The organism is Streptomyces sp. NPDC045695 (assembly GCF_056432025.1).
Window position 1 is genome coordinate 229,051 of sequence record NZ_JBWKJU010000003.1, and the last position, 23,977, is coordinate 253,027.

The window sequence follows — 23,977 nt, forward strand, 5'->3', positions numbered from 1 at the left end:
CCGCCACGGGCATGTGCCCGTACCCCGTGAAACAACTATCAGAAAACGGACGGTGACGAACGATCAGTTGCCGAATTCCTGGACGAGACGGCCGGCCTCGGCCCGCCAGACGCGCACTTGGTCGTACGTGGGTCCGAGCTCGTACAGGTGGTAGTGGCATCCCAGACTCAGCTGGGACCAGAGGGCCTTCGCCCGCCGGGCCGTTTCGGCCGGCGCGACGGAATGCAGGAGGAGCAGCTTGGCGCGCCCCGTGGTGCGGGGCAGACCGGGCATCACGGCGTCCAGCACCCGGTCGACGCAGAGCTCCAGCGCGGTCCGCAGCGCGAGGCAGGCGCCGCGGTGTCGGCCGACCGTAGTGGCGTCGGCGAGTTCGCCGTCCAGGAGGCGGTCGGCCGTCAGCAGCAGGCCTTCGACGGACGCGGGAACAGGGGTGGTCATGCGGTCACCTCCGGCTTGCGGATCTTCTGCGCCAGGTTCTCGACGTCCGAGACGAAGCGGTGCGGGTCGGGGATCGAGGCGCCGCTGGAGTGGGACCCCTTCTGGCACTGCTGGATCAGCGACCATGCCGGGCTTCCGTAGCGGCGGAGCACCTCCCCCGTGACGTCGGCACCGCGCGTCACGTCGCCGAAGAGGGCGAAGGCCGCGACCTCCAGGAACCTCTCCGCGCTGTCGATCGCGGTCTGGAGGTCGTGCTCCGAGCCGCCGGTGCGGTGGTGGCGGATCCACGCGGCTTCCAGGAACGCGTTCTCTAGGGCGATCCGGCACAGGCCGGGCAGCACGTGGCTGTACGTCTCGGGGGGAAGCCCCGGAGTGGCGGCGATGGCCCGGGCGTCGCCGATGGCCTGCTTGACCGGGTCGTCGACGCAGTCGACCTTCACCCGGGATCCCTCGCCACGCGTCACCTGGAAGACCGTGACCGGCAGCTCCTGGTCGGTGAACGCCTTCTGCAGACGGGGATCGTGGGTGAAGACGACGATCTGCCGGTGCCCGCCCAACTCGTGCAGCACCTGGGCGAGTCCGTGCACCTTGGTCGGATCCATGGACTGCACGGGGTCGTCGATGACGAGGAAGCCGAACGGGCTGTCCGCGGTCGTGGCCCTCGGCAGAAAGAGGGAGAGCGCGAGGGAGTGCAGCTCCCCCTGGCTCATGACGTCGAGCGCGGGGGCGTCCTGGCCGTCGACGGAGGCCGCCATGACGAGCTTGCGGACGTTCGCCTTCTCGCTGCCCTTCAGGCTCACGGCAGTGAGATCGATGTTGCTCTCCTGCCGCAGGCGCTCCCAGATGCTCTGCGTGGCGTCGGTGAAGCGCTCCATGCGCTGCTCCCGCAGTTCGGTGGAGAGCTCCTTGAGCCACTTCACCGCCTTGCGGAGGTCGCCCAGCAGGGGCTTGTCCCGCTCGGTCTCGCGTGCCTTGTCCGCCCAGGCGGCGAGCCGGATTACGAGCGCGCGCCACCGCTCGCCGCGCTCCTCCAGCTCGTGGGCCGCATGCCTCCTGACGGTGTCGCAGGCGTCGACGAGGACCGTGGCGGCTTCTTCGGCGCTCCTGGCGAGCTCGGCGGGGTCGGTGATCTGCCGGCAGTCGGTCCACACCTTCCACGGGTCGGCCAGTGCAACGGGGATCCGCTTGGGGTTCTCGATGAGGTTGTGGAGGTTCCGCTTGCCGGTCCGGACGGCGGCGTGCGCGTCCCCGGCGGTCTTCGCCTCGTGGCGCAGCTCCGCCACCTGTCGGGAGGCGCGGTCGTACCACTCCGGTCCGAGGACCCGTTCCGTTCCGCACGTCGGGCAGACGTCGTCGTCGGGGTGCCGGTCGGCGTGGGCGAGGGCCTTCTCCAGCAGGTCGGCGCGCAGCCGGGCGTTCTCGGCGTCGGTGCCGTGCAGGTCCTCCACGTCGGCGAGGGCGTTCCGCAGCCGCTGGAGGGCCTCCTCGACTCCCGCCAGGTCGGGCCCCTGCACCCCGGCCTCGATCTGGAGCTCGGCGAGCCGGCTGTCGTCGGCCGGGGGCAGACCGGCGACGAGGGCGTCGATGGTGTCGAGGTCCGGGGCGCCCGGGGTGTCCACGGCGAGCAGGGCCTGTACGGCGCGGTCGTCGTCCTCCAGCACGTAGAGGGCGTCCTTCAGGCCGGGGAGGGCGTCCTTCATCTCCTTCGCGACGGCAGCGAGGGCCTTCTCCCGGGCGCTCAGCCGGTTGGTCGCGGTGGAGAGCAGCTCCATACCGAGGATGGTGGCGATCGCGTCGTACCGCTCGGACGGCTTGCCGGTGAGCATGAGGTCGAGGTCGGTGTACGAGAGGAACGGCCGGTGGTCGGCGAGGGGCGTGTCCCAGCCGGCCTCGGCCACGGGGACGGTTCCGTGACCCGGGCGCTTGAAGGTGGCCTCGGAGCTGCCGAACTCCTGGCTCGTCCAGGTGCGGGTGAGGGTGCTGTTGCCGGTGTCGCCCTCGATCGCGAGCTTGAGCTCGATCTTGGGGCTGTCGGCGTTGTGGAGGTTGTACCAGTGGCCGCCGCGCGTGGCGTCCTGGCCCGGCCGGTGGGCCCGGGTGCCGGTGAAGCCGACCTCGATGGCGTCGGCGAGGCTGGACTTGCCGGAGCCGTTGCGGCCCACGACGAGGTTGACGCCCGGGCGGGGGCTGAGGCTCAGCCGGGCACGAGGCCCGATGCCGCGGAAGCCGTTGACGGCGAGGGAACCGAGGTAGATCCGGCCGCCCGGGGCGGTTCCACGGGTCTCATTCTCGCCCAGCGCCTCCTTCAGAAGCGCCTTCACGGGCTCGGTGAGTGCCGCCTCGCCCAGACGGGTCCGCACCAGATCGGCCAGAGGCGGGGGCTGGCCGGCGGGGTTCGGCCGAGTGGGGTCGGTGGGTTCGTCCGCGTTCCGCTGGGACTGTTCCGTCACGGTCATGTGCGTCTCCTGGGGGCCGGATGCTCGTTCGGAGGGTGGGGCGGACACCGGCACGCGGTTGGTGCGGATGGCGCCCCGGCGTTCGCGTCGGGGGGTCCACAGTGCGGTTGCGCAGTGAGCTCACGCTTCCATTCGGAACCACAACCAGATAAACATGACACTGAAAGCACTGTCAAACGACTTGACGAATTTGACGACTGTTGTAGTGTGTAACCGTCCCTGTCCGACTGGCCCGAAAGGTGCGGAACCCCACGCCATGCCCCAGCAGCCACCAGCCCGACCGGCGCCCTCAGCGCATGTGACGGCCGCCGAGATCTCCCGTATCGCAGGGGTCACGCGGGCCACCGTCAGCAACTGGCGCCGCCGCCACGACGACTTTCCGGCTCCCAGCGCAGGCACGGAAGCCAGCCCGCTCTACGACCTGCCGGCCGTCCAGGCATGGCTGCGGGGCCGCGGGCACACCTCCACCGCCTCGCCGACCGAGGAACTGCGTACGGCGCTCCGGCTGCTGGGACCCGGTTCGGGAGTGGCCGCGCGACTGTTCCCGCTGGTGGCTGCCGCGTCCCGCCGCACACCGGAGGAGCTGGCCGAACTCGCCGCCGTGCCCGACGACCAGTTGATCGCCCGAGCGGAGAAGACCGCTGGCGAGCTTCCGGCCGCCGTGCCCGAGGCCGAGCCGGTCCGCTACGGTCCGGACGACGCGGACGCGGTCCGCGCGCTGCTGGGTTGCGTCCGTGAGGCGGGGCCGCAGGCCGCCGTCGACGTCCTCGCCGAACGCGAACTCGACGAGGGCGCCGTCAGCGGCGTCTACCAGACCCCGGAGGGCCTGGCCTTGCTCATGGCACGGCTCCTGCCCGCCGACGTGTCCCGCGTCCTCGACCCCGCCTGCGGCAGCGGCACGCTCCTGGCTGCCGCCGCCCGGCAGGGCGCGCGGGAGCTGTTCGGGCAGGACTCGCTCCCCGTCCAGGGCCGGCGCACCGCGGTCCGGCTACTGCTGGCCGCACCCGAAGCCGAGACGGCGATCCGCGTCGGAGACAGCCTGCGCGACGACGCCTTCCCCGACGTCACCGTGGACGCCGTCCTGTGCAACCCGCCGTTCGGCGACCGGGACTGGGGTCACGACGAGCTGGCCTACGACCCGAGGTGGGCGTACGGACTTCCGCCGCGCTTCGAGTCCGAACTGGCCTGGGTGCAGCACGCCCTCGCGCACCTGGAGCCCGGCGGCCACGCGGTCATGCTGCTGCCGCCCGCGCTCGCCTTCCGCTCCTCCGGCCGCCGCGTCCGCGCGGAACTCATCCGCGGCGGGGCCCTGCGCGCCGTCGTCTCCCTTCCGGCGCGTGCCGCGTATCCGCTCCACATCGGCCTGCAGATCTGGGTGTTCCAACGCCCCGAGCCGGGCGGCACGGACCGTACGACGGTGCTGTTCGTCGACGGGGAGGGCGAGCAGCGGGACGGCGCCCCGGGCACTGCGTCCGCCACCGACACGGCCACGGCCGACGCCGGCACCCGTGGCGGCTCACGCCCCCGCCGCTCCGGCTCGCCCTCTTCCGCCGTCTCTTCCTCCGCCGCCTCCTTCGACTGGGCGGGGCTGACCGACCGGGTCCTCGGCCAGTGGGCCGCGTTCACCACCGCACCCGACGCCTACGCCGACGAGCCCGGCGTCGCCCGCGCGGTGCCGCTCGTCGACCTGCTCGACGACGTCGTCGACGTCACCCCGGCCCGCCATGTCCGGGCGACCGCGGCCGACATCGACCCGGCGGCCCTGGCCCGCCGCGTTGACGACCTGTACGGGCAGCTGACCGAGCAGGTCACCGCGCTGGCGGCCTCCTCCGCCTCCGGCGGGTGGCAGCCGTCCGGGGCCTCGGCCCGCGAGTGGCGTACGGCAACCGTCTCCGACCTGGCACGCGGCGGAGCCCTGACCGTGCTGCGGGCGGCGACGCCCGGCACACGAGGCTCCAAGGGCTCCGGCGCCCTCACCGTGGAGCGGCCGGTCCTCGCCGCCCGCGACATTGCGGCCGGAAACCCGCCGTCCGGCACGGCTGTCGACATCCACACGGACGCCGCGCAACCCGTAGCCGCCGGGGACGTCCTCGTACGCGCCGTCGCGGGCGGCGGCGACGCGTCCGCGATGACCCGGGTGGCGGACGACCGGGACGCCGGAGCCCTGCTGGGTCAGCACATCCACCTCCTGCGCCCCGACCCCGCCCGCCTCGACCCGTGGTTCCTGGCCGGGTTCCTCGGCGCCGAGGACAACATCGCCTCCGCGTCGACCGGCAGCAGCCTTGTGCACGTCACACCGGGCCGCCTGCGCGTACCGCTGCTGCCCCTGGAAGAACAGCGTCGCTACGGGGATGCCTTCCGCCGCGTGCACGAACTGCGCGCGGCCGTCCGCCGAACCGCCGACCTCGCCGCCGACACCGCGGCCACCCTCAACACCGGCCTGACCGCAGGCGTACTCCTGCCACCGGCCGGCCCGGATGCCTCCGGCAGCCGTTCTGTCTGAAACGCCCCACGAGTCCCACCGCACACGACCACACTGAACCCCAGCCGTCCCCCGCCCGGACGGCGCTCTTCGGAAGGAAGCCGGGACCTCTTGAACAGCAGTAAGCACACGGAGCTGGCGAACCACGCCTGGTCCGTCGCCGATCTCCTGCGCGGCGACTACAAGCAGTCCGACTACGGCAAGGTCATCCTGCCGTTCACCGTGCTGCGCCGGCTGGAGTGCGTCCTGGAGCCGACGCGCGAGAAGGTCGTCGAGACCGTCGACAGGTTCGCGGGCCAGGACATCGACACCGGCCACTTCCTGCGCAGGGCCTCGGGTCACTCCTTCTACAACCGGAGCGACCTCACGCTCAAGAAGATCGCGGCCGACCCGCAGAACGCGGCGAAGAACCTGCAGATCTACGTCGGCGCCTTCTCCGAGAACGCCCGCGAGGTCCTCGACAAGTACGAGTTCAACCAGCAGGTCAGGAAGCTCGACGGCGCGAACCTGCTCTACCAGGTCATCGGCAGGTTCACCGATCTCGACCTCCACCCCGATGTCGTGCCCAACCACAACATGGGCTACATCTTCGAGGAGCTGATCCGCCGCTTCGCCGAGCAGTCCAACGAGACCGCGGGTGAGCACTTCACCCCGCGCGAGGTCATCAAGCTGATGGTCAACCTGCTGGTGGCGCCCGACGCGGACGCCCTCAGCCTGCCGGGTGTCGTCCGCACGGTCATGGACCCGGCCTGCGGCACGGGCGGCATGCTCAGCGCCGCAGACGACCGCATCAAGGCACTGAACCCGGATGCGACGGTCGAGGTGTACGGGCAGGAGCTCAACCCCGAGTCCTGGGCGATCTGCCGCTCCGACCTCATGATCAAGGGCCAGGACCCGGACAACATCGCTTTCGGCAATTCCTTCTCCGACGACGGCCACGCCCGCCGGAAGTTCGACTACATCCTCGCCAACCCGCCGTTCGGCGTGGAATGGAAAAAGGTCAAGGAACAGGTCGAGTACGAGCACAGCTCACTGGGCGACGCCGGCCGTTTCGGTGCGGGCCTGCCGCGCATCAACGACGGCTCGCTGCTCTTTCTCCAGCACATGATCTCGAAGATGAAGCCGGTGGACGTGAACGGCGGGGGCGGCTCCCGCATCGCCATCGTCTTCAACGGCTCCCCGCTGTTCAGCGGCGCGGCGGGGTCTGGTGAGTCGGAGATCCGACGTTGGATCCTGGAGAACGACTGGCTGGAGGCGATCGTCGCCCTCCCGGACCAGCTCTTCTACAACACCGGCATCTCCACGTACTTCTGGATCCTCACCAACCGCAAGGACGCCGACCACAAGGGCAAGGTCGTCCTGCTCGACGCGCGCGACCAGTGGCAGAAGATGCGCAAGTCGCTCGGTGACAAGCGCAAGGAGCTCGGCGACGGGACGAACGGCCGCCCCGACCACATCGGCGACATCACCCGGCTGTACGCGGAGGCCGTCCAGGTCGCCAAGGACCCCGAGCACCCGTTGCACGGCAAGGTCAAGGTCTTCGCAAACGAGGACTTCGGCTACCAGCGCATCACCGTCGAGCGGCCGCTGAAGCTGCGCTTCGAGGTCACGGAGGAGACGTTGGCGGCGCTGGCGGAGGCCAAGCCTGTGGCGAGGCTGGAGCGGAACGAGGAGTTCGTGGCGGCGGTGCGTACGCTGCTCGGCTCGTCCTGGACGACGAAGTCCGCCGCGTTCATCGCGCTCAAGGACGCGGTGGTCGCGGCCGGCCTGACGTGGCCGTCTGGAGCGCCGTTCGCCAAGGCGGTACGGGAGACGATCGGCGTCCGGGACCCGGAGGGCGAGGTCCAGAAGGTCAAGAGCGCCCCGGAACCGGACACGGACCTGCGGGACTACGAGAACGTTCCGCTGGGCGAGGACGTCGAGGACTACCTCAAGCGCGAGGTGCATCCGCACGTCCCGGACGCGTGGATCGACCACACAAAGACGAAGATCGGCTACGAGATCCCGTTCACGCGGCACTTCTACGTGTACAAGCCGCCGAGGCCGCTGGCGGAGATCGACGCGGAACTGAAGTCACTGGAGGCGGAGATTCAGGCGCTGTTGGGTGAGGTGACGGACTAGTGGTCGAGTACTCTGTGACACCGCTCCGGTATCTACTTCGCCCTGTAGAGCGGACGGGTTTTCCATCAGCCAGCGTCTTGTCCGTATATCGCGATCATGGAGTAATTCCAAAAGAGTCACGCACCGACAACTACAACAAGACTCCTTTGGATCTCTCTCGCTACCAACTCGTACAGGCTGGCGACCTCGTAGTCAACAAGATGAAGGCGTGGCAAGGATCGCTCGGTGTCTCCGCTTACGGAGGAATCGTTAGCCCAGATTACTTGGTCTGCGAGGTGAGTCCCAGAGTTCACACCAGGTACCTTCATCACATGCTCAGGTCTCAACTTTTGATTGGTGAGTTTAAGTCGCGATCAAAGGGAATTCGCCCAGCACAATGGCGTCTTTACTGGGAAGATTTGGCGAAGGTAGAAGTGTCCCTTCCTCCCATGAAGGAGCAGCGCCGCATCGCCGACTTCCTCGACACCGAGATCGCCCGCATAGATGCGCTAAGCTCGCTGAAGGGGCGCCAGCAGTACGTTTTGGAAGAACGCTTCGAGACGGAACTCGTTCATACGCTACTCCCCTCCACCATTCCTCCAGGGTGGCAATCCACACGCCTTAAATACTTGTTCGACGATGTCCGAAACGGCGTTTGGGGAGAAGAGCCGACGGGAGACGGAAGCGACGTTCACTGTGTCAGGGTGGCCGACTTCGAAAGGTTTAGCCTGCGAAGCACGCCCGATGCGTCGACGCTGCGACAGGTACCAGCAAGTATGTTGCGGGGGCGAATCTTGAACCCTGGCGACGTCCTGTTGGAGAAATCGGGAGGCGGAGAGAAGAGCCCCGTCGGATTTGCCGTAACGTTCAATTCCTCGCAGCGATCGATCTGCTCGAACTTCGTGGCGGTAATGCGACCCGCAAGGACCACTTTCCCCAGATATGCCGGTCTCCTGATGGCAGCTATGTACAAGGCGGGAAGAAACACTCCCTTCATCAAGCAAACCACCGGTATTCAGAATCTTGACGGCGAGGGATACCTTGCCCAGCAGGTGTCCGTGCCAGGACATCTCCAGCAAGAGGAATTGTCTCGGCGGCTGGACCACTACCTCGACGAATCCAATCGGATCAGGGGCCCTCTCCGCAGCCAGACGAGGCTCTTGCAAGAGCGTCGCCAGGCGCTCATCACCGCTGCCGTAACTGGGCAGTTCGACGTATCCACCGCCAGCGGACGCAACGTAACGGACGGAGTCACCGCGTAGCCATGAGCCCCATCCACACGGAGTCCGCCTTCGGTGATGCCATCGTCGCCGCCATGGTCGAGCGCGGCTGGCGCGAGGCGCGCCCGCAGGACTACCGGGCCGATCTCGGCCTGGACACCAACGAGTTGTTCACCTTCATCGGGGCGACCCAGCCCGACGAGTGGAGCGAGCTGCTCACCGTCTACGGCGGCGACCCGAACGAGGCCCAGCGCGGGTTCGCCGGCCGCCTCGATCAGGCCATCGCCACCAACGGGCTCCTCGATGTCCTCCGCAACGGCGTCAAGGATCGCGGCGTCCTGCTTCGCGTCGCGTACTTCAAGCCCAACCTCGTCGCCCACGACTCCGTTCTTGACGGCTACCGGGCCAACCGCCTGACCGTCGTCCGTGAGCTGGAGTACGCGACGAAGCAGGCCGACTGGGGCAATCGGCTCGACCTCACCCTCTTCCTCAACGGGATCCCCGTCGCCACGGCCGAGCTGAAGAACCCGCTGACCAAGCAGGGGGTGGAGCAAGCCAAGGAGCAGTACCGCACCGACCGGGACCCCACCGAGCTGATCTTCACGCGCCGCGTCGTCGCGAACTTCGCCGTAGACCCGGACCTGGTCTTCGTCGCCACCCAGCTCAAGGGCAAGAACACCCGCTTCCTCCCCTTCAACACCGGATCCAATGGCCCCGGTCAGCCGGGCGGCGCCGGCAACCCCGCCCCCACCGCCTTCGGCACATACGCGACCTCCTACCTCTGGGAGCAGGTGTGGCAGCCGGACAATTGGCTGGACCTGCTCCAGCGGTTCGTGCACCTGCACAAGAGCAAGACGCCCGGCGGCGGCGCGACGAAGACGATGGTCTTCCCGCGGTTCCAGCAGTGGGACGCGGTCAAGAAGCTCACCGCGCACGCCGCCACCCACGGCGCGGGCCACGACTACCTGGTCATGGCCTCGGCCGGCTCGGGTAAGTCGAACACCATCGGCTGGCTCGCGCACCGCCTCAGCGACCTGCACACCCCGACCGACCCGCGCGAACTCGACCCCGAGGCCATCGCCACGGGCCTCAAGCCGGGCGTACCCGTCTTCGACAAGGTCATCGTCATCACCGACCGCCGCAACCTGGACGCACAGCTCCGGGAAACAGTCGGCAATTTCGAGCAGACTGCAGGCCTCGTCGTGAAGATTGACGAGAAGTACGGGGCAAAGGGCGAGCAGCTCGCCAAGGCTCTCTCCCGTGACACGGGGAAGATCGTCACCGTCACGCTGCACTCCTTCCCGGCGCTGCTCGACTACCTCCAGCGCAACCCCACGGAGATCCAGGGCAGCAGCTTCGCGATCATCGTGGACGAGGCGCACTCGTCGCAGTCCGGTGACGCCGCCACCGCCGTACGGTCGGCGCTGCGCGACCTCGGCCTGGACTCCGACTCGGACGACGCCGGCGCGACCACCGTCAAGGTCGAGGCCGACGCCGCCACCCTGGACGAGCAGCTCAAGAAGAGGGCCGAGCAGCGTTCCCGCGCCGCGAACCTCTCCTACTTCGCGTTCACCGCCACGCCGAAGGCCAAGACCCTCGAACTCTTCGGCACGCTCCAGGACATCGACGGCAAGGCGGCCTACCGGCCCTTCCACACGTACTCGATGCGGCAGGCGATCGAGGAGGGCTTCATCCTCGACCCGCTGCGCAACTACGTCACGTACAACACGTACTGGAAGCTGGTGAACCAGAACCCCGACGAGCGGGAGGTCGACCCGTCGAAGGCGAACAGCCTGCTCGCCCGGTACGCGCTCACCCATGACTCGACGGTCGCCCAGCACGCCCAGGTGATCGTGGAGCACTTCGTGGCGCACAGCCGGGGCCGGCTCGGCGGGCGGGCCAAGTCCATGGTGGTGACCGCCTCCCGGCAGTCCGCCGTGGAGATGGCTCGCGCGATCAAGAGCTACCTCAAGGACCGGGACTACGACACCAAGTACCCCGACCTGGGCGTCCTCGTAGCCTTCTCCGGCTCGCTCACCCTCGACGGCGAGGAGACCACCGAGCCGAAGGAGAACGGCGGGCTGTCGGAGAGCGCGCTGCCGAAGGCGTTCGCGTACACGCGTGCCGACGACAAGGCCGCCCGGGCCGGCGGCGCGGGCCAGCGCGAGTACCGAATCCTGGTCGTGGCGGAGAAGTACCAGACCGGCTTCGACCAGCCGCTGCTGACGACGATGTACGTCAACAAGTCGCTGACCGGCATCTCCGCCGTCCAGACCCTGTCCCGGCTGAACCGGACCGCCGAGCGCAAGACCCAGGCGGACCTGGCGGTCCTGGACTTCGTCAACGACGCCAACGACATACAAGACTCCTTCCGCCCGTACTTCGAGGAGGCGAACACCCTCCCCTCCGACCCCAACCTGCTCTACACCGCGCAGAGCCGGGTCATGCAGGCGGCGATCCTGTCGGGGCAGGAGATGGACGAGTTCGCCGCCGCGTATTTCGCCGCCAAGAAGAAGGCCGCGGGCTCACAGTCCAAGTGGGAGAAGCTGCACGCCGAGCTGTACCGGTTGCTCTCCCCCGCCGTCGCCCGCTTCACGCCCCTGCTCGAAAGCGAGGACACGGACGAGCAGGAGACCGCGGAGGAATTCCGCGCGGCCCTCAACGACTACGTCAGGAAGTACGGCTTCCTCGCGCAGATCGTCCCCTATCAGGACGCCGAGTTGGAGCGGCTGCACCTCTACGGCCGCTACCTTCTCAACCGGCTGCCGCGCCGGGCGGACGGCGGCGTGGACATAGGCGAGATCGACCTCAGCCACATGCGGGTGGAGAAGACCGGCGAGTACGACGTCTCCCTCACTTCCGAGGGGCCGACGACGATGCAGGGCTTCGGTGACGGCACGGGCGGTGCCAAGGAGGCGGAGAAGTCGCTGCTCTCGCAGTTGATCGACAAGTTCAATGAGCGCTTCGGCACCGAGTTCACCGAGCAGGATGTCATCCGCCCGTTCGAGGAGGCCAAGGCCGACCCTAAGGTGCGGGCGGCAGCCGTCGTCAACGACGAGGAGAACTTCGGCCTCGTCTTCGACAACGTCTTCGCGGACAAGATGGCCGACCACATCGACACCATCGCGGGCATGGGCCGCCAGTACTTCGGCCCCGACAAGGGCTTCAAGTCCAGCCTGGACCGCAGCGCCCGCAAGGCCGCCTGGCGGATGATCCGCCGCGAGGAGGGCCTGGACGACGACGTCTGATGTGTACGTACGCCCCGGCCGGAAGCGCCGGCCGGGGCGCCCTTTGGAGGAAGACCTCGGCCCCTGCACGGCGATCGCCGTGCTCACCCCACTACCCCTCAACTGCGAAAATCCACTTCAGGAGCGGGCAATGGACAACGCGATTCAGCTGATCAGTGACGGTGATGGACTGGCGGTCATCGGGAATCCGACGGATGTCGAACGCTTCCTCGCCTCGGAGGGACTGCCGTCGAAGGACCTCGGACCAGGACGGCTCAAGTCCGTCTTCGACACCGGGGCTGCAGTCGCGCAGGCAGGTTCGGAGATCGCCGCCAACTCCGGTCGCTGGGTGAAGCTGACCGCGGAGTCCGCGCAGCGTCTCAAGAAGTTCGGGCTGATGGAAACCAAAACGCCAGGCGTCAGCCATGCAATGTTGGGCAAACCCGGCTCGATCAAGTCATGGCTCCAGATCGAGAAGGGGGCCGGCTCGTTTCTGACCAACCCGGCGCGTCTGGCTGGTGCCGCGGGAATCATGGCGCAGCTCGCGATGCAGCAGACCATGGACGAGATCACCGACTACCTCGCCGCGATTGACGAGAAGGTCGACGACGTGCTCCGCGCCCAGAAGGACGCTGCGTTGGCCCGCATGATCGGCATGGACCTCGTGATCGAAGAGACCATGACCATCCGAGAGCAGGTGGGCCGGGTCTCCGACGTCACGTGGTCAAAGGTGCAGGCCGCGCCGGCGACGATCGCAGAGACGCAGGCGTACGCCTTGCGTCAACTCGACGCACTCGCGGAGAAGGTGGAGCGCAAGAGCAAGTCCAAGATCGGCGATCTCGCCACGGCGGCCAACGAAGCCGAGTCCAAGGCTCAGGAGTGGCTCACCGTTCTGGCTCGTTGTTTCCAACTTCAGGACGCGATCGCCGTGCTCGAACTCGACCGAGTGCTGGACGCGGCTCCGGAGGAGCTGGACCGGCATCGCCTCGGGCTTCGGGCTGCCCGACAGAACCGGCTGGATCTCATCTCGCGGAGCACCGAGCGTCTGGTGGCCCGGATGAATGCGGCTGCTGCCACCGCCAACGCGAAAGTGCTGCTGCACCCGACCAAGTCCCCGGCAATAGTCCAGTCGAGCAACCATGTCGCAACCGGCGTCTATGACTTTCACGGGCGACTCGGGATTGAGTCCGGCCGCCGGTCATCGGATGCGAGACGATGGGCGCACGCGGCCGCGGAGGCGAGGGACAAGGCGCTCGAGACAGGAGCAAAGGGCGTCGGTGCTGCCAGAAGCCTCGGCAACGAGACCCTCGACCGGGCCAGCTCGATGAAGGGGAAGGTCTCCAGCGGGATCGTCGAGCTGGCGCGCCGTCGGCGCCGGGACGAGGAGGAGCGCGACCAGGAAGGCTGAGCCTGATCCGTCGGTCGGCCCCCGGATCTCCGGAGTGGTGGCGTTCTTTGTCTCAGCTAACCGTGCAGGACGCGGGTGCCGGTCCCAGCGGTCGGCGGCCCCTTGCGCACCGCGACCGCTGGACGGCAGATCAACGCAGCGGCCACACTTGACCCCTGACCGTGACTGTTCATCACGCACACCGGGGGCAAGGTGCCGCAGGAGGCGATCTCCGACCGTTACGAACTCCTGGAGGAGCTCAACCACGGCGGCATGGGCGACGTATGGCGCGGTTACGACGCCGTGCTCGACCGGCCCGTCGCCGTGAAGCTCATCCGGCAAGCGTCGGTCACCTCCCCGCAACTGGCCGAGGAGTTCGCCAAGCGTTTCCGTCGCGAGGCCCGCATCACCGCACGCATCCAGCACCCCGGCGTGCCGCAGGTGTACGACGCGGTGCTCGACGCGTCGTACGAGCGGCTGTTCCTGGTGATGGAGCTCGTCGACGGTGTGCCCCTGTCGGCCTACCTGGGCCCCGGACGGCCGCTGCCGGTCAGCTGGGCGGCCGCCGTCGCCGCGCAGGTCGCGACCGTACTGTCGTACGCCCACGACGTCCCGGTGATCCACCGCGACCTCAAGCCGGGCAACATCCTCGTCGCACGCGACGGCACCGTGAAGGTCCTCGACTTCGGCATCGCTGCGATGCTGCGCACCGACGTCACCAAACTGACCGCCACTGGCAGCCCCATCGGCACCCACCAGTACATGTCGCCCGAGCAGGTGCGCGGCGGACGCATCACCCCGCAGACCGACCTGTACGCGCTGGGCTGTGTGCTGCACGAACTCCTCAGCGGACGACTCGCGTTCGAGGCGGAGAGCGAGTACCTGCTGATGTACCAGCACGTCAACGCCGCCCCCAGCCCGCTGCGACGGCTGCGGCCCGACGTCCCCGAGGCGCTGGAGGAGCTGGTCCTGCACCTGCTGCGCAAGGCTCCCGAGGCACGGCCCGCCGACACGCAGGAGGTGTACGCGCGACTGCTGCCGTTCCTCCCGCCTCCGGGCCAGGAACCCGGCACGACGGACGCCGGGCCGGCCGGCGCGCCCGACCCGACGGGCGTGTTCCGTCGCCCTTTCGCGCCCCGCGCCCGCGCCCAGGCGCCCGCACCCGATGGTTTGCCGCCCACGGCCGTCCTCCCGGGGGCCCTGCCAGTGCCCGTTCCCGCCCAACTGCGCGGGGACATCAAGGAGGCGTACGCCCATTCCGACGCCCTGCTGGAGGAGGAGCGGTTCGCTCAGGCCGCCGAGGTGCTCGGCGAGATCATCGAACCCGCGGCCCTCGCCCTCGGCTCCGAGAGCAAGGCCGTTCTGGCGCTGCGCCGCCAGCGAGCGGCAATCCGCCTCCTCGGCGGCGACTACCGGGCCGCCCTACCCGAGTTCGAGGCCCTCTCCGACGCCTACGCCCGCATCGCCGGGCCCACGGACGAGCAGTCCCGCGCCTGCCGCGCCCAGGCGGCCCGGTGCCGCGCCGAACTGGGCCAGGTTACCGACGCGCTCGCCGTGCTCCAGGGCGTGCTGAACGTGGTGGGGGCCGTCGACAGTGACGTGAGCGAGGAAGCGGTGGAGCTGCGGCACAACATCGGGATGCTGCTGCTCGCCCAGGGCCGAGGCGCCGAAGCCCGGCAGGTCCTGGAACCGCTCCATCAGGACATGTGCATGGTGTTCGGCCCCGACGACGAGATGACCGTCGAGATTGCCGCGGCGCTGGCCCTGATCCGCCTGGACCTCGACGGCGAGGCTGCCAGCTAACCCGCTCGTACACATCGCAGGCTCGGCTGGAGTCACTTAAGCAGGCCAAGGACCCGCACGTCCGCACCATCCGCATCGTCCACGGTATCCGCGGCGTCGCCCTCGCTCCGGAAAGTGGCGACATCTTCGTACTGCTACGCGTGATGCCGCACGACAAGGCCATCACCTGGGTGATCAAACAGCGCGCCAGCCTCGCTGCAACGCTTGTGAGGTACGAACACGCACACCTGCATCGAGGCCTTCGGCTCGCCTGTGCCGGTCGCCAGCTCCGCGACGACCGCCTTCTCCACGAACAGCTCAAGTTCCGGAATACCGAGGCGCGACATCGTCCTGCCGGCCCGCAGCCACGAGGGGGGCGACCTTTTCGCCGAAGCGGAGAGCCGGCCTGAAGAGGAGACCGCACTTGTCGCAGGTCTGCTCGGACATCTCGTCGCGGGCGGGGTCCGGCCCCTGACCGAGGGCGAGGCCGTACTGCTGCGCCACCACGCCGCGTACGCGACCCGGCCGACCCGGCACGCTGCCGCGGCCGCGCTCGCGCTCGCCGGCGGACACAGTGGCGAGATCGGGCACAGCGTCGTCGCCGACCTCGACCTGCCCCGCAGCCGCGGCTGGGTGCACGGGGCACGGAAGTACGGCCCCCGCTGGTGCCGGCTGGACGTTTGGAGCCGCCACGCAGGGTGCGGCCGTCGACGCATTTGCACCCCGGCGGGGGCAAGCGGACAGAACGGATGCCTGGGCCGTCCCTCCTCGCCCCCGCAGCGCGCGCTGCCTCCGCGCCCACCACCTCAGCCCCTCAGAACTCCCAGGTCGCGGGCATGCTTCGGCTCAGACCCGCGCCTGCGGCAATACGTGCGGCCACTCCCAGCACGATCCGCTAGGCTGTCAGCGGTCGGTCGACTACCGGGCGCGTGCCGGGGTTTTCGACCAGCCCCCGCCTTCGTAGCTCAGGGGATAGAGCACGGCTCTCCTAAAGCCGGTGTCGCAGGTTCGAATCCTGCCGAGGGCACACTTCGAGGCCCCCCAGCCGATTCAGGCTGGGGGGCCTCGTCTTGTTGTGATTTTATGATCCAGGTGTCGTGTGGCGCCGCCCACAGGGATGGGGGCCGGGCGGTGGCCGCGCAGGCGCCTGTTGTTCCAGGACCGTGCCCAAGGGCTTGTACGCCGCCGGTCACGGGTGATCTCCCCCAGTTGTTCCGCTGCCCACGCACGCGCACACACCGTGAGGAATCCACACTCCGTGTCATCATCTCATCAGAGCGTCATCGAAGAGTTCCGGGCCAACGCCGGCAAGGTCGGCGGTCCCTACGAAGGTTCCGAGCTGATCCTGCTCAGCACCACCGGAGCCGACTCGCCCGAGCCGCACACCGTGCCGCTCGGCGTCTTAGCGGAGAAGGGCGAGGACGGGCAGCTGTTCGTCGTCGCCTCCGCGCCGGGGGCCGACGGGCATCCCGCCTGGTACCGGAATCTGCTCGCGCGGCCCCTCGTGCAGGTCGAGACCGGGACCGACAGCTACGAGGCCGTCGCCGTGCCCGTCGAAGGGGCCCGGCGCGACGAGCTGCTGGACGGGGAGCCCGGGGCCGGGGCCGGTCAGGCGATACCCGTCGTGGCGCTCCATCGGAGCCACGAACCGGTCACCGACGAGCCGGGGTTGGCCGGCAGGCTCCTCAACATCCACGGCTGGTTGCGGGCCGAGCTGGCCCTCGTACGGCAGCTCGCGGCCGAGGAGGAGGCGCGCGGGGGGCCCATCGCCTCGCTCGGGCTGCAACTGCGCCAGCACTGCCTGGCGTTCTGCCACTCGCTGGAGTCGCACCACCACGGCGAGAACGGCGGCCTCTTCCCCCTCCTGGAGGAAAAGGCCCCGCAGATGCGGGAGTTCATCGAGCGCATGCTCGTCGAGCACGAGGTCATCGCCCGGCTCGAAGCGGAGCTGGCGGCCGCCCTGGACGAGCCGGGCGAGGGGTTCAGTGAGCGGGTGGACCGGATGAGCCGGGAGCTGGAGGCTCATCTCGACGGCGAGGAGGAGGAGTTGCTCCCGGTGCTGCGGGCCCTGGGAGTGTGAGCCGGGCCTCGGCGCCGCCGTCCGCCTCCCGGTTGCGGAAGGCGAGGGTGGCGCCGAGGGCCCGTGCCTGGCCCGCGGCGATGGTCAGGCCCAGCCCGTGGCCCTTGTTCATGCCCTCCGTACGGAACCGCTGCGGGCCGGTGGTCAGGAGGTACGCGGGGTAGCCGGGGCCCGAATCGGCCACGGTCAGGGTCCGGCCGTCGACGGTGACCGTGACCGGGGCCGCGCCGTGGCTGTGCGCGTTGGCCACGAGGTTGCCCAGGATCCGCTCCACGCGGCGCCGGTCCGTCTCGACCCGCTGCCGGGAGACCACCGTCAGGGCCGTGTCGGTGCCCGAGGCGCGGATCGTGCGCGCCGCCAGCTCGGCCAGGTCGCACGGGTCCCGCTCCACGCGCTCGCTGCCCGTGTCCAGCCGGGAGATCTCCAACAGGTCCTCGGTCAGCGCGCGCATCGCCCGCACGCGGTCCCGTACGAGCTCGGCCGGGCGGCCCGGCGGCAGGAGCTCGGCGGCCGCGTTCAGGCCGGTCAGCGGGGTGCGCAGCTCGTGGGCGACGTCCGCCGTGAACCGCTGTTCCGCTTCGAGCTTGCGCTGCAGGGTCGAGGCCATGGTGTCCAGGGCCCGGGAGACCGCCGCCACCTCGTCCTTGTGCCGCGCGCTGTCGCCGACCCGGGCGTCCAGGTCCCCGGCGCTGATCCGGCGGGCCACCTGCGCCGTCAGGTGCAGCCGCCGGGTGATCCGGGTGACGCCGAACGCACCCATGAGCAGGGTGCCGCCGATCGCCAGGACCGAGGAGCCGAGGATGGCCCGGTCCAGTTCGGCGATGGTGCGCTCGCTGGCGCGGAAGTCCACGGAGACGGCTATCGCGGTGTCGTCGGCGCCGGGCCCCGCGGCCCACATGGCGGAGCGGCCGCGGTGCTCGCCGACGGCCGTGCCGCGCTTGCCGGCGAGGGCCAGGGCGCGCAGCTCGGGGGGCAGGTCCACGGGGTCGACGCCCTCGCCGCGCGGCAGGCGCGCGCCGGTCTCGTACGCCTGCATCGTGCGCTCCAGCTTCACCAGCGCCTTCTCGCGGGCGGCGCCGGTGGTCTGGTGGGTCATGGCGCTGTGCACGAGGCCGCCGAGGAGCGCGGCGAGGCCGCAGCACATGAGGGTGATGAAGACCGCGGCCTTCCAGGTCAGGGTCGAGGTCCACGCGGGCAGGCGCAGCCGCACTCTCATCAGTGGAGCTCCCCGTTCGTGATCCTCAAGGCCTGTCCGTCCTCGGTCAGGCCACCGGAATGCGCCAGCCCCGGCTCCCGGCAGGCGGGATCACGACCACCGACCGGAGGGATCAGGCCACCGGAACGCGTAAAGAGCACATAAAGATCACATAAAGAGCAGGCGGAGATCACGCTGCCCGTGCGGACCGCCCCGCCCGCCCCCGCGACGCACGAAGCCCTCCCGGGAGGACCCGGAAGGGCCGTGCCACCTCGAATGCGCTTCCCCGCGCCGGGGTCAGCTCAGGCCGCTGCTGCGTTCACCGATACGGTCGCCCTGCGGAGTCCCGGCCCGCTTGAGCGCGGCCTTCGTGTGCAGTCCGCCCTTGACCTTGCTCCGTACCGGTCCACTGAAGCCGTGACCCGGCGCGCGCGGCGGCTGTGCCTGCTCCTGCGCCTTCGCGATGGCCGCCCGGACGTCCCGCTTCTGCTCTTTGGTCATCCCGTAGTCAACTCCCTCGAGAAGCACCCAATCGGACTACTGGGATCGTATGCAGATATACCGGGTGACGCACCCGGACCGGGAGTAAAGGATTCCGGATCAGGGCCGCAGCGGCGTCGGCCGCTCCGTCGGCCCCAGCGTCGCGGAGATCAGCTCGTCCGGGCAGGGCGTCCCCCGCGGCAGCTGGTACTTCGCCGCCACCCGGTACTCCCCCGGCGCCGGGGCCAGCAGCTCCGTCCACACGTCGCCGACGTCGTCCGGGGCGGCCTTGAACAGGCACCCCGCCGTGTTCCCGTACTGCTTGGGAAGGGCGCTGCCGCTCCCGCCCCGCGCCTTCGAGGCGAAGGTCTCCTGCGGCGGCAGGACCGGCTTGCCCGCCGCGTCCACCAGGCCCAGCCACGGGGAGTGCGGGATCCGCACCAGCACCCGTCCGGCCCGCGCCACGTCGATGACCAGCTGGTCGGCACTGGCCCGCACCACGGTCGCGGGCCCGGCCACCAGGTCCGTCGGCTCCTGGACCTTGAACAGCTGCCAGTTCGCGTCGCCCCACACCTGCTGGAGGTACGGGAGCCCCGCGCGCACCAGCTTCGCCTCGTCCTCCCCGCCCGAGTCGGGCTTGTCGGCGGGCAGCACCACGTAGTGCACGGCCCAGCGCTCCAGCCAGGCCCGGTAGCTGTCGGCGTCCAGGGTGTCGTCGTAGAAGAGCGGATTGCGCTCCAGGTCGGCCTGCCGGTTCCAGCCGCGCGCCAGGTTCACGTACGAGGGGAAGGCGGAGGACTCGCGGTGACTGCTGGCCGGGACCACCTCGACCCGGCCGCGGTCGGCGCCCGCCTTCTGCAGCTGGTCGACGAGCGGGGCCAGCTCGCGGTTCCAGGCCGCCACCGGGGTGGTGCGGACGATGTCCGTGATGCTGTTGCCGGTGATCCAGGCGTTCATGCCGACGAAGGCGATCAGCACCGCGTACCACCGCCGCGAGCGCGGGACCTCGTACGGGAGGGCCGCGAGCAGCACGGCCCCGCCGAACAGCATCACCAGCCGGGTGACGTTCGAACCGACCTGGGAGTCGATCACCCAGGTCAGGAAGACCCCGAGGCCGTAGACGGCCGCGGCGATCCGGACCGTCTTCCACCGCCTCGGTACGAGGAACAGGATCAGCAGCGCGAACACGAACGGCAGGCCGGCCGAGCCCAGCTTCATCGGCTGCGTCCCGGAGAACGGGAACAGCCACGCGGACAGCCCCACCACGGCCACCGGGGCCAGTCCCAGCGCGTACGCACCCGGGCGCCGCCGGCTCAGGAACAGCGCGGCCGCGATCACCCCGAGGAACAGCCCGGCGACGGGGCTGGCGGCGGTCGCGATCCCGGCCAGCGGGGCCGCCACCGCGGCCTTGGCCCAGCGCCGCTGCGACCACTTGCGGGGCCAGCAGAACACGGCGGCCACCGCGCCGAGCGCGAACATCGCGCCGAGGCCGAAGGTGACGCGGCCCGACAGCGCGTTGCAGAGCAGCCCGTACACCCCGGCCAGGGCGGGCCACAGCGGCTCGCGCACCGCCCCGCGGCAGCGGGTCAAGATCAGCGCGAGCAGCCCGGCCGAGACGGTGCCCGCGATCATCATCGTGGTCCGGACGCCGAGCACGTGCATGACGTACGGCGAGACCACGCTGTACGAGACGGGGTGCATGCCGCCGTACCAGGCGAGGTTGTACGCCGAGTCGGGGTGGCGGCCGACGAACTCGGCCCAGGCGTCCTGCGCGGCGAGGTCGCCGCCGCTGTTGGCGAAGCTGAAGAACCAGGCGACGTGCAGCAGCCCGGCGAGGACGGTGGCGACGGCCACCGGGTGCCGCAGGGCCCAGTCGAGACCGGCGCGCAGCCGGCCGCGGGGCCGTGTCGCGGCGCGGGCGCCGGAGCCTGCGCCGGCGGCATCGGCGCCGGCATCGGCAGGAAGCCCGGCGTACCGCCCCCGCCCGTCGGCCGGGCCGCCGGCGGATGCGTCGGCTTCGCCGTCGACGGCCGACGGTACGCCCGCCCCACGGCCCCGGCCCTGCTGCTCAGCGGTGGTCACTACCGCACTCCCCAACACATGAGTCCACACCCGCACACGCCCCGGGTCCCAAGACGCGGTCCGGCGCCCCGGGGTTGCCCGGGGCGCCGGATCCAGGCTCTCACCCGCACTCAGCCGACGCGCGTCAGCTTGCTTCCGATACCCGGCGCGGCGAGGTCGCTCTTCAGCGCCACCGGCACCTTCACCTGACTGGCACCCTCGCCGACGGTCAGCACACCGATCTCGGTACCGGCCTTCGCGCTCTGCGGGACCGCGCCGCCGCCGTCCGCGAGCTTCAGCTTCACGGTGAGCGAGGCCCAGCCGACCGCCTGCACGTCGGCCGTCGCCACGACGGGCGTCCGGCCGCCGAGCCCGTCGTCCACGTAGCCGACCACGGACCCCTTCTGGACGACGGTCGCGCCCTCCAGGGACTTCTGGGTGGCGATCATGAGCTGCTTGCTCGCGGCGAGCACGGTGTCGATGATCGGCGACTTGTGCTGGCCGAGGACGGCTCCGACGATCAGCTGGTTGGTGTTGCCGATCTTCTTCTGCGCGGCGAAGAGGAGGTTTCCGCCCGCCTTCGTCGTCGTACCGGTCTTGATGCCGAGCGAGTCGTTGTACGGGACCAGGCCGTTCCAGTTCCGCCAGCTCTTGCCCGACGGGTCGGTCCAGCTGGGCTTCTTGGTGATGTCCAGCAGCGTCTCGATCTCGACGAGCTTCAGGCCCAGCTTCACCTGGTCCTCGGCGGTGCTCACCGTGGTCGCGTCCAGACCCGAGGGGTCCGTGTAGGTGGTGTTGGTCATGCCGAGTTCCTTGGCGGTGTCGTTCATCTTCTTGACGAACGCCTCCTGGGAACCGGAGTCCCAGCGCGCGAGCAGCCGCGCGATGTTGTTGGCCGACGGGATCATGAGGGCGGCGATCGCGTCGTACTCCGAGATCTTTTCGCCCTCCTTGACGGTGTCGAGGGTGGACTCGTTGTTGACCGAGTCGTTCTTCTTGCCCTCGGCCTCGGCCGTCTTGTCGATCTCGATCATCTGGCCCTGCTCACCCTTCTTGACGGGGTGGTCGCGCAGGATGATGTACGCCGTCATCGACTTGGTGACGCTCGCGATCGGCACCGGCTTCTGCTCGCCGGACTGGCCGATCGTGCCGAGGCCCGCGGCGGCCATGTAGGCCTGGCCCTCGCTGGGCCAGGGCAGCTCGGGCTTGGAGCCGTCGAAGGTGTACGAGGACTTCTGGGTCATCACCAGCTTCGGCTCGGGCAGCGGGCGCACCAGCTGGACGATGCCGAGGATGATCGCCAGGAGTACGACGAGCGGGGCGTAGATCTTGAACCGCCGCACGGCCGTGCGCAGCGGGCTCGGCGGCGGGGGCGGGTTGTTCGTGAGGTCCGCGAGCATGTCGAGCGGCGGCCGGGGCGGCAGCGGCTGCTGCGTGGTCCGCTCGGTCCGGTCGGCGGCGGCGGCGGCGGCGGCGGCGGCGGCGGACGGTGCGGGAGGCCGCGGCGCCGTCTGCTGCTGCCCGGCGGCGGGCTTCGGCGCGGCGCCTGCGCCCTTGCCCCCGCCCTCCCCCTCGGTACGCAACGGCACGAAGGTGCTGTCCTTGGGCGTGGCGGGCGCGGGCTTCGCCGGTGCGGGCTTGGCCAGGGCGGGCTTGGCCAGGGCGGGCTTCACGGCGTCCGGCTTGACGTTGTCCGGCCTCGGAACGCGGAACACCGCGGTGCGCTCGCTGTCAGCCGCCGGCTGCGCGGAAGCGGAATCCGGCTTCGGGACCCGGAAGACCGCCGTGCGCTCACTGTCGGCGGGCTGTTCCGCCTCCGGGTCGGCCGGGGCGACCGGAGCCGCCCCGGAGGGAGCCGGACCGGAACCGGAGCCGGAATCCGGCTTCTTCGAAGCAGGGGTGGACGTCGGCTTCACGGCGCGGAAAACCGCCGTGCGCTCACTGTCGGCGGGCTGTTCCGCCTCCGGGTCGGCCGGGGCGACCGGAGCCGCCCCGGAGGGAGCCGGACCGGAACCGGAGCCGGAATCCGGCTTCTTCGAAGCAGGGGTGGACGTCGGCTTCACGGCGCGGAAAACCGCCGTGCGCTCGCTGTCTGCCGGCTCTTCGGCCTTCGCCTCGCCGGCCGGGACGGAAGCAGAACCGGAATCAGAGCCGGAGCCGGAACCGGAGCCGGAAGGCAGCTTCACGGCACGGAACACAGCCGTGCGCTCGCTGTCGGCAGGCTCGTCGGACTTCTCCTCAGCGGCCGGCACGGGAGCCGAAGCGGAAGCGGAATCCTTACCGGCCGACGTGCCCGCCTTCGGCTCATCGGCACGGCGCTCGTCCGCATCGCCCTCCGCGTCGCCGCTCTCCGCGTCGTCGGCCGTGGCGACCCACGCCGCCACCGCCTCGCGCAGCGCGTCCGGCTTGCCGGGCTCGGCCTTGGCCTCGGCCTCGGGCTCGGGCTCGGGCCCACCCTCCGGCTCGGCTTCAGGCTCGGCGTCCTCGCCACCAGCTTCGGCCTCGACTTCGGCTACGGGCTCGGGCTCAACCGCGGCCGCGGCCTCAACCTCGGCCTTGGCCTCGGGCTCAACCTTGGCCTCGGGCTTAACCTCGGGCTCGGGCTCAACCTCGGCTTCGGGCTCAACCTCGGCCTCGGGCTTGGGCTTGGGCTTGGGCTCGGGCTTGGGCTCGGCCTCCGGCTCATCCTCGGCCTCGGGCTGAACCTTGGCCTCGGGCTCGACCTTGCCCTCAGCCTCAACCTCGGCACCGCCACGCGCTTCACCCGCACCGGCGACCGCACGGTCCTCGGGGTCCCTCGGCCGGAACACCGACAGCCTCGGATCACGCTCCGCGGACGACGCCGCCGCCCCCGGCGCACCTTCATCTACCGACTTGTCGGGGGACTCGCCCGCCACCGTTCCTCCTCCATCGCCGCCACGTCCGGCTGTCCGAATGTCTAACAGTGTCCCGTCTCGGGGGCATCGCCCCCGTGCTAGACGAGAACGACATAGCTGCGGGTTCCCCCACAAAGCGGCCACGCGCTCTCGACAGATGAATGTGAGAGGCGTCACCCTGTCACTCATCCAC

General features: G+C 69.9%; 14 protein-coding genes and 1 tRNA gene. 8 read left to right on the top strand and 7 right to left on the bottom strand.

Annotated features, from left to right (window positions below):
* Positions 1-63: 63 nt before the first annotated feature.
* Together AC07DU_RS07375 and AC07DU_RS07380 are read right to left on the bottom strand one after the other, a co-directional pair.
* Positions 64-438, bottom strand: coding sequence for a hypothetical protein (locus AC07DU_RS07375; protein ID WP_479110114.1), 375 nt, complete (start codon positions 436-438; stop codon positions 64-66).
* Complete coding sequence (locus AC07DU_RS07380) at positions 435-2,894, bottom strand: AAA family ATPase (RefSeq protein WP_479110116.1); 2,460 nt, start codon at positions 2,892-2,894, stop codon at positions 435-437. The genes AC07DU_RS07375 and AC07DU_RS07380 overlap by 4 nt, the downstream gene beginning before the upstream one ends.
* A gap of 298 nt (positions 2,895-3,192) precedes the next feature.
* Between AC07DU_RS07380 and AC07DU_RS07385 the strand changes: the two genes are divergently transcribed.
* The 6 genes from AC07DU_RS07385 (at position 3,193) to AC07DU_RS07410 (ending at position 15,113) form a co-directional block, all read left to right on the top strand.
* Complete coding sequence (locus tag AC07DU_RS07385; protein ID WP_479110118.1) at positions 3,193-5,397, top strand: N-6 DNA methylase; 2,205 nt, start codon at positions 3,193-3,195, stop codon at positions 5,395-5,397.
* Positions 5,398-5,487: 90 nt separating this feature from the next.
* Positions 5,488-7,497 (top strand): type I restriction-modification system subunit M, encoded by a 2,010-nt coding sequence (locus AC07DU_RS07390; protein WP_479110120.1) that lies wholly within the window; start codon positions 5,488-5,490, stop codon positions 7,495-7,497.
* Between the two features lie 200 nt (positions 7,498-7,697).
* The gene (locus AC07DU_RS07395) at positions 7,698-8,738 is read left to right on the top strand and encodes a restriction endonuclease subunit S (protein WP_479110431.1); all 1,041 of its coding nucleotides are present in this window, start codon (positions 7,698-7,700) and stop codon (positions 8,736-8,738) included.
* A gap of 2 nt (positions 8,739-8,740) precedes the next feature.
* Positions 8,741-11,944 (top strand): type I restriction endonuclease subunit R, encoded by a 3,204-nt coding sequence (locus AC07DU_RS07400; protein ID WP_479110122.1) that lies wholly within the window; start codon positions 8,741-8,743, stop codon positions 11,942-11,944.
* A gap of 130 nt (positions 11,945-12,074) precedes the next feature.
* The gene (locus AC07DU_RS07405; protein WP_479110124.1) at positions 12,075-13,331 is read left to right on the top strand and encodes a hypothetical protein; all 1,257 of its coding nucleotides are present in this window, start codon (positions 12,075-12,077) and stop codon (positions 13,329-13,331) included.
* A 192-nt stretch (positions 13,332-13,523) separates the two neighbouring features.
* Positions 13,524-15,113: a serine/threonine-protein kinase gene (locus AC07DU_RS07410; RefSeq protein ID WP_479110126.1), complete on the top strand. Its 1,590-nt coding sequence runs from the start codon at positions 13,524-13,526 to the stop codon at positions 15,111-15,113.
* A 134-nt stretch (positions 15,114-15,247) separates the two neighbouring features.
* On the opposite strand, the gene AC07DU_RS07415 is transcribed toward AC07DU_RS07410, so the two are convergent.
* Positions 15,248-15,439 (bottom strand): hypothetical protein, encoded by a 192-nt coding sequence (locus AC07DU_RS07415; RefSeq protein WP_479110450.1) that lies wholly within the window; start codon positions 15,437-15,439, stop codon positions 15,248-15,250.
* Positions 15,440-16,046: 607 nt separating this feature from the next.
* On the opposite strand from AC07DU_RS07415, the gene AC07DU_RS07420 reads away from it, so the two are divergent.
* Positions 16,047-16,119, top strand: a tRNA-Arg gene (locus AC07DU_RS07420).
* A 231-nt stretch (positions 16,120-16,350) separates the two neighbouring features.
* A complete protein-coding gene (locus AC07DU_RS07425) occupies positions 16,351-17,172 on the top strand; it encodes a nitroreductase/quinone reductase family protein (protein ID WP_360891208.1) in 822 nt (273 codons plus the stop codon).
* On the opposite strand, the gene AC07DU_RS07430 is transcribed toward AC07DU_RS07425, so the two are convergent.
* The 4 genes from AC07DU_RS07430 to AC07DU_RS07445 form a co-directional block, all read right to left on the bottom strand.
* A complete protein-coding gene (locus AC07DU_RS07430) occupies positions 17,075-18,388 on the bottom strand; it encodes an ATP-binding protein (RefSeq protein ID WP_479110128.1) in 1,314 nt (437 codons plus the stop codon). The genes AC07DU_RS07425 and AC07DU_RS07430 overlap by 98 nt on opposite strands.
* Positions 18,389-18,664: 276 nt before the next feature.
* Positions 18,665-18,868 carry a hypothetical protein gene (locus AC07DU_RS07435; RefSeq protein ID WP_360891202.1) on the bottom strand — a complete coding sequence of 68 codons (204 nt, stop codon included), beginning with the start codon at positions 18,866-18,868 and terminating at the stop codon, positions 18,665-18,667.
* 99 nt (positions 18,869-18,967) lie between these two features.
* Positions 18,968-20,929 carry an MFS transporter gene (locus AC07DU_RS07440; RefSeq protein ID WP_479110130.1) on the bottom strand — a complete coding sequence of 654 codons (1,962 nt, stop codon included), beginning with the start codon at positions 20,927-20,929 and terminating at the stop codon, positions 18,968-18,970.
* Positions 20,930-21,039: 110 nt separating this feature from the next.
* On the bottom strand, positions 21,040-23,805 hold the full coding sequence (locus AC07DU_RS07445) for a D-alanyl-D-alanine carboxypeptidase family protein (protein WP_479110132.1): 2,766 nt from the start codon (positions 23,803-23,805) through the stop codon (positions 21,040-21,042).
* Positions 23,806-23,977: the final 172 nt, after the last annotated feature.

What these genes read in the sequence shown, in the direction of transcription:
- AC07DU_RS07375 (WP_479110114.1), bottom strand. Translation starts at nt 438, where the DNA reads ATGACCACCCCTGTTCCCGCGTCCGTCGAAGGCCTGCTGCTGACGGCC.
- AC07DU_RS07380 (WP_479110116.1), bottom strand. Translation starts at nt 2,894, where the DNA reads ATGACCGTGACGGAACAGTCCCAGCGGAACGCGGACGAACCCACCGAC.
- AC07DU_RS07395 (WP_479110431.1), top strand. Translation starts at nt 7,698, where the DNA reads ATGAAGGCGTGGCAAGGATCGCTCGGTGTCTCCGCTTACGGAGGAATC.
- AC07DU_RS07400 (WP_479110122.1), top strand. Translation starts at nt 8,741, where the DNA reads ATGAGCCCCATCCACACGGAGTCCGCCTTCGGTGATGCCATCGTCGCC.
- AC07DU_RS07405 (WP_479110124.1), top strand. Translation starts at nt 12,075, where the DNA reads ATGGACAACGCGATTCAGCTGATCAGTGACGGTGATGGACTGGCGGTC.
- AC07DU_RS07415 (WP_479110450.1), bottom strand. Translation starts at nt 15,439, where the DNA reads ATGTCGCGCCTCGGTATTCCGGAACTTGAGCTGTTCGTGGAGAAGGCG.
- AC07DU_RS07430 (WP_479110128.1), bottom strand. Translation starts at nt 18,388, where the DNA reads ATGAGAGTGCGGCTGCGCCTGCCCGCGTGGACCTCGACCCTGACCTGG.
- AC07DU_RS07435 (WP_360891202.1), bottom strand. Translation starts at nt 18,868, where the DNA reads ATGACCAAAGAGCAGAAGCGGGACGTCCGGGCGGCCATCGCGAAGGCG.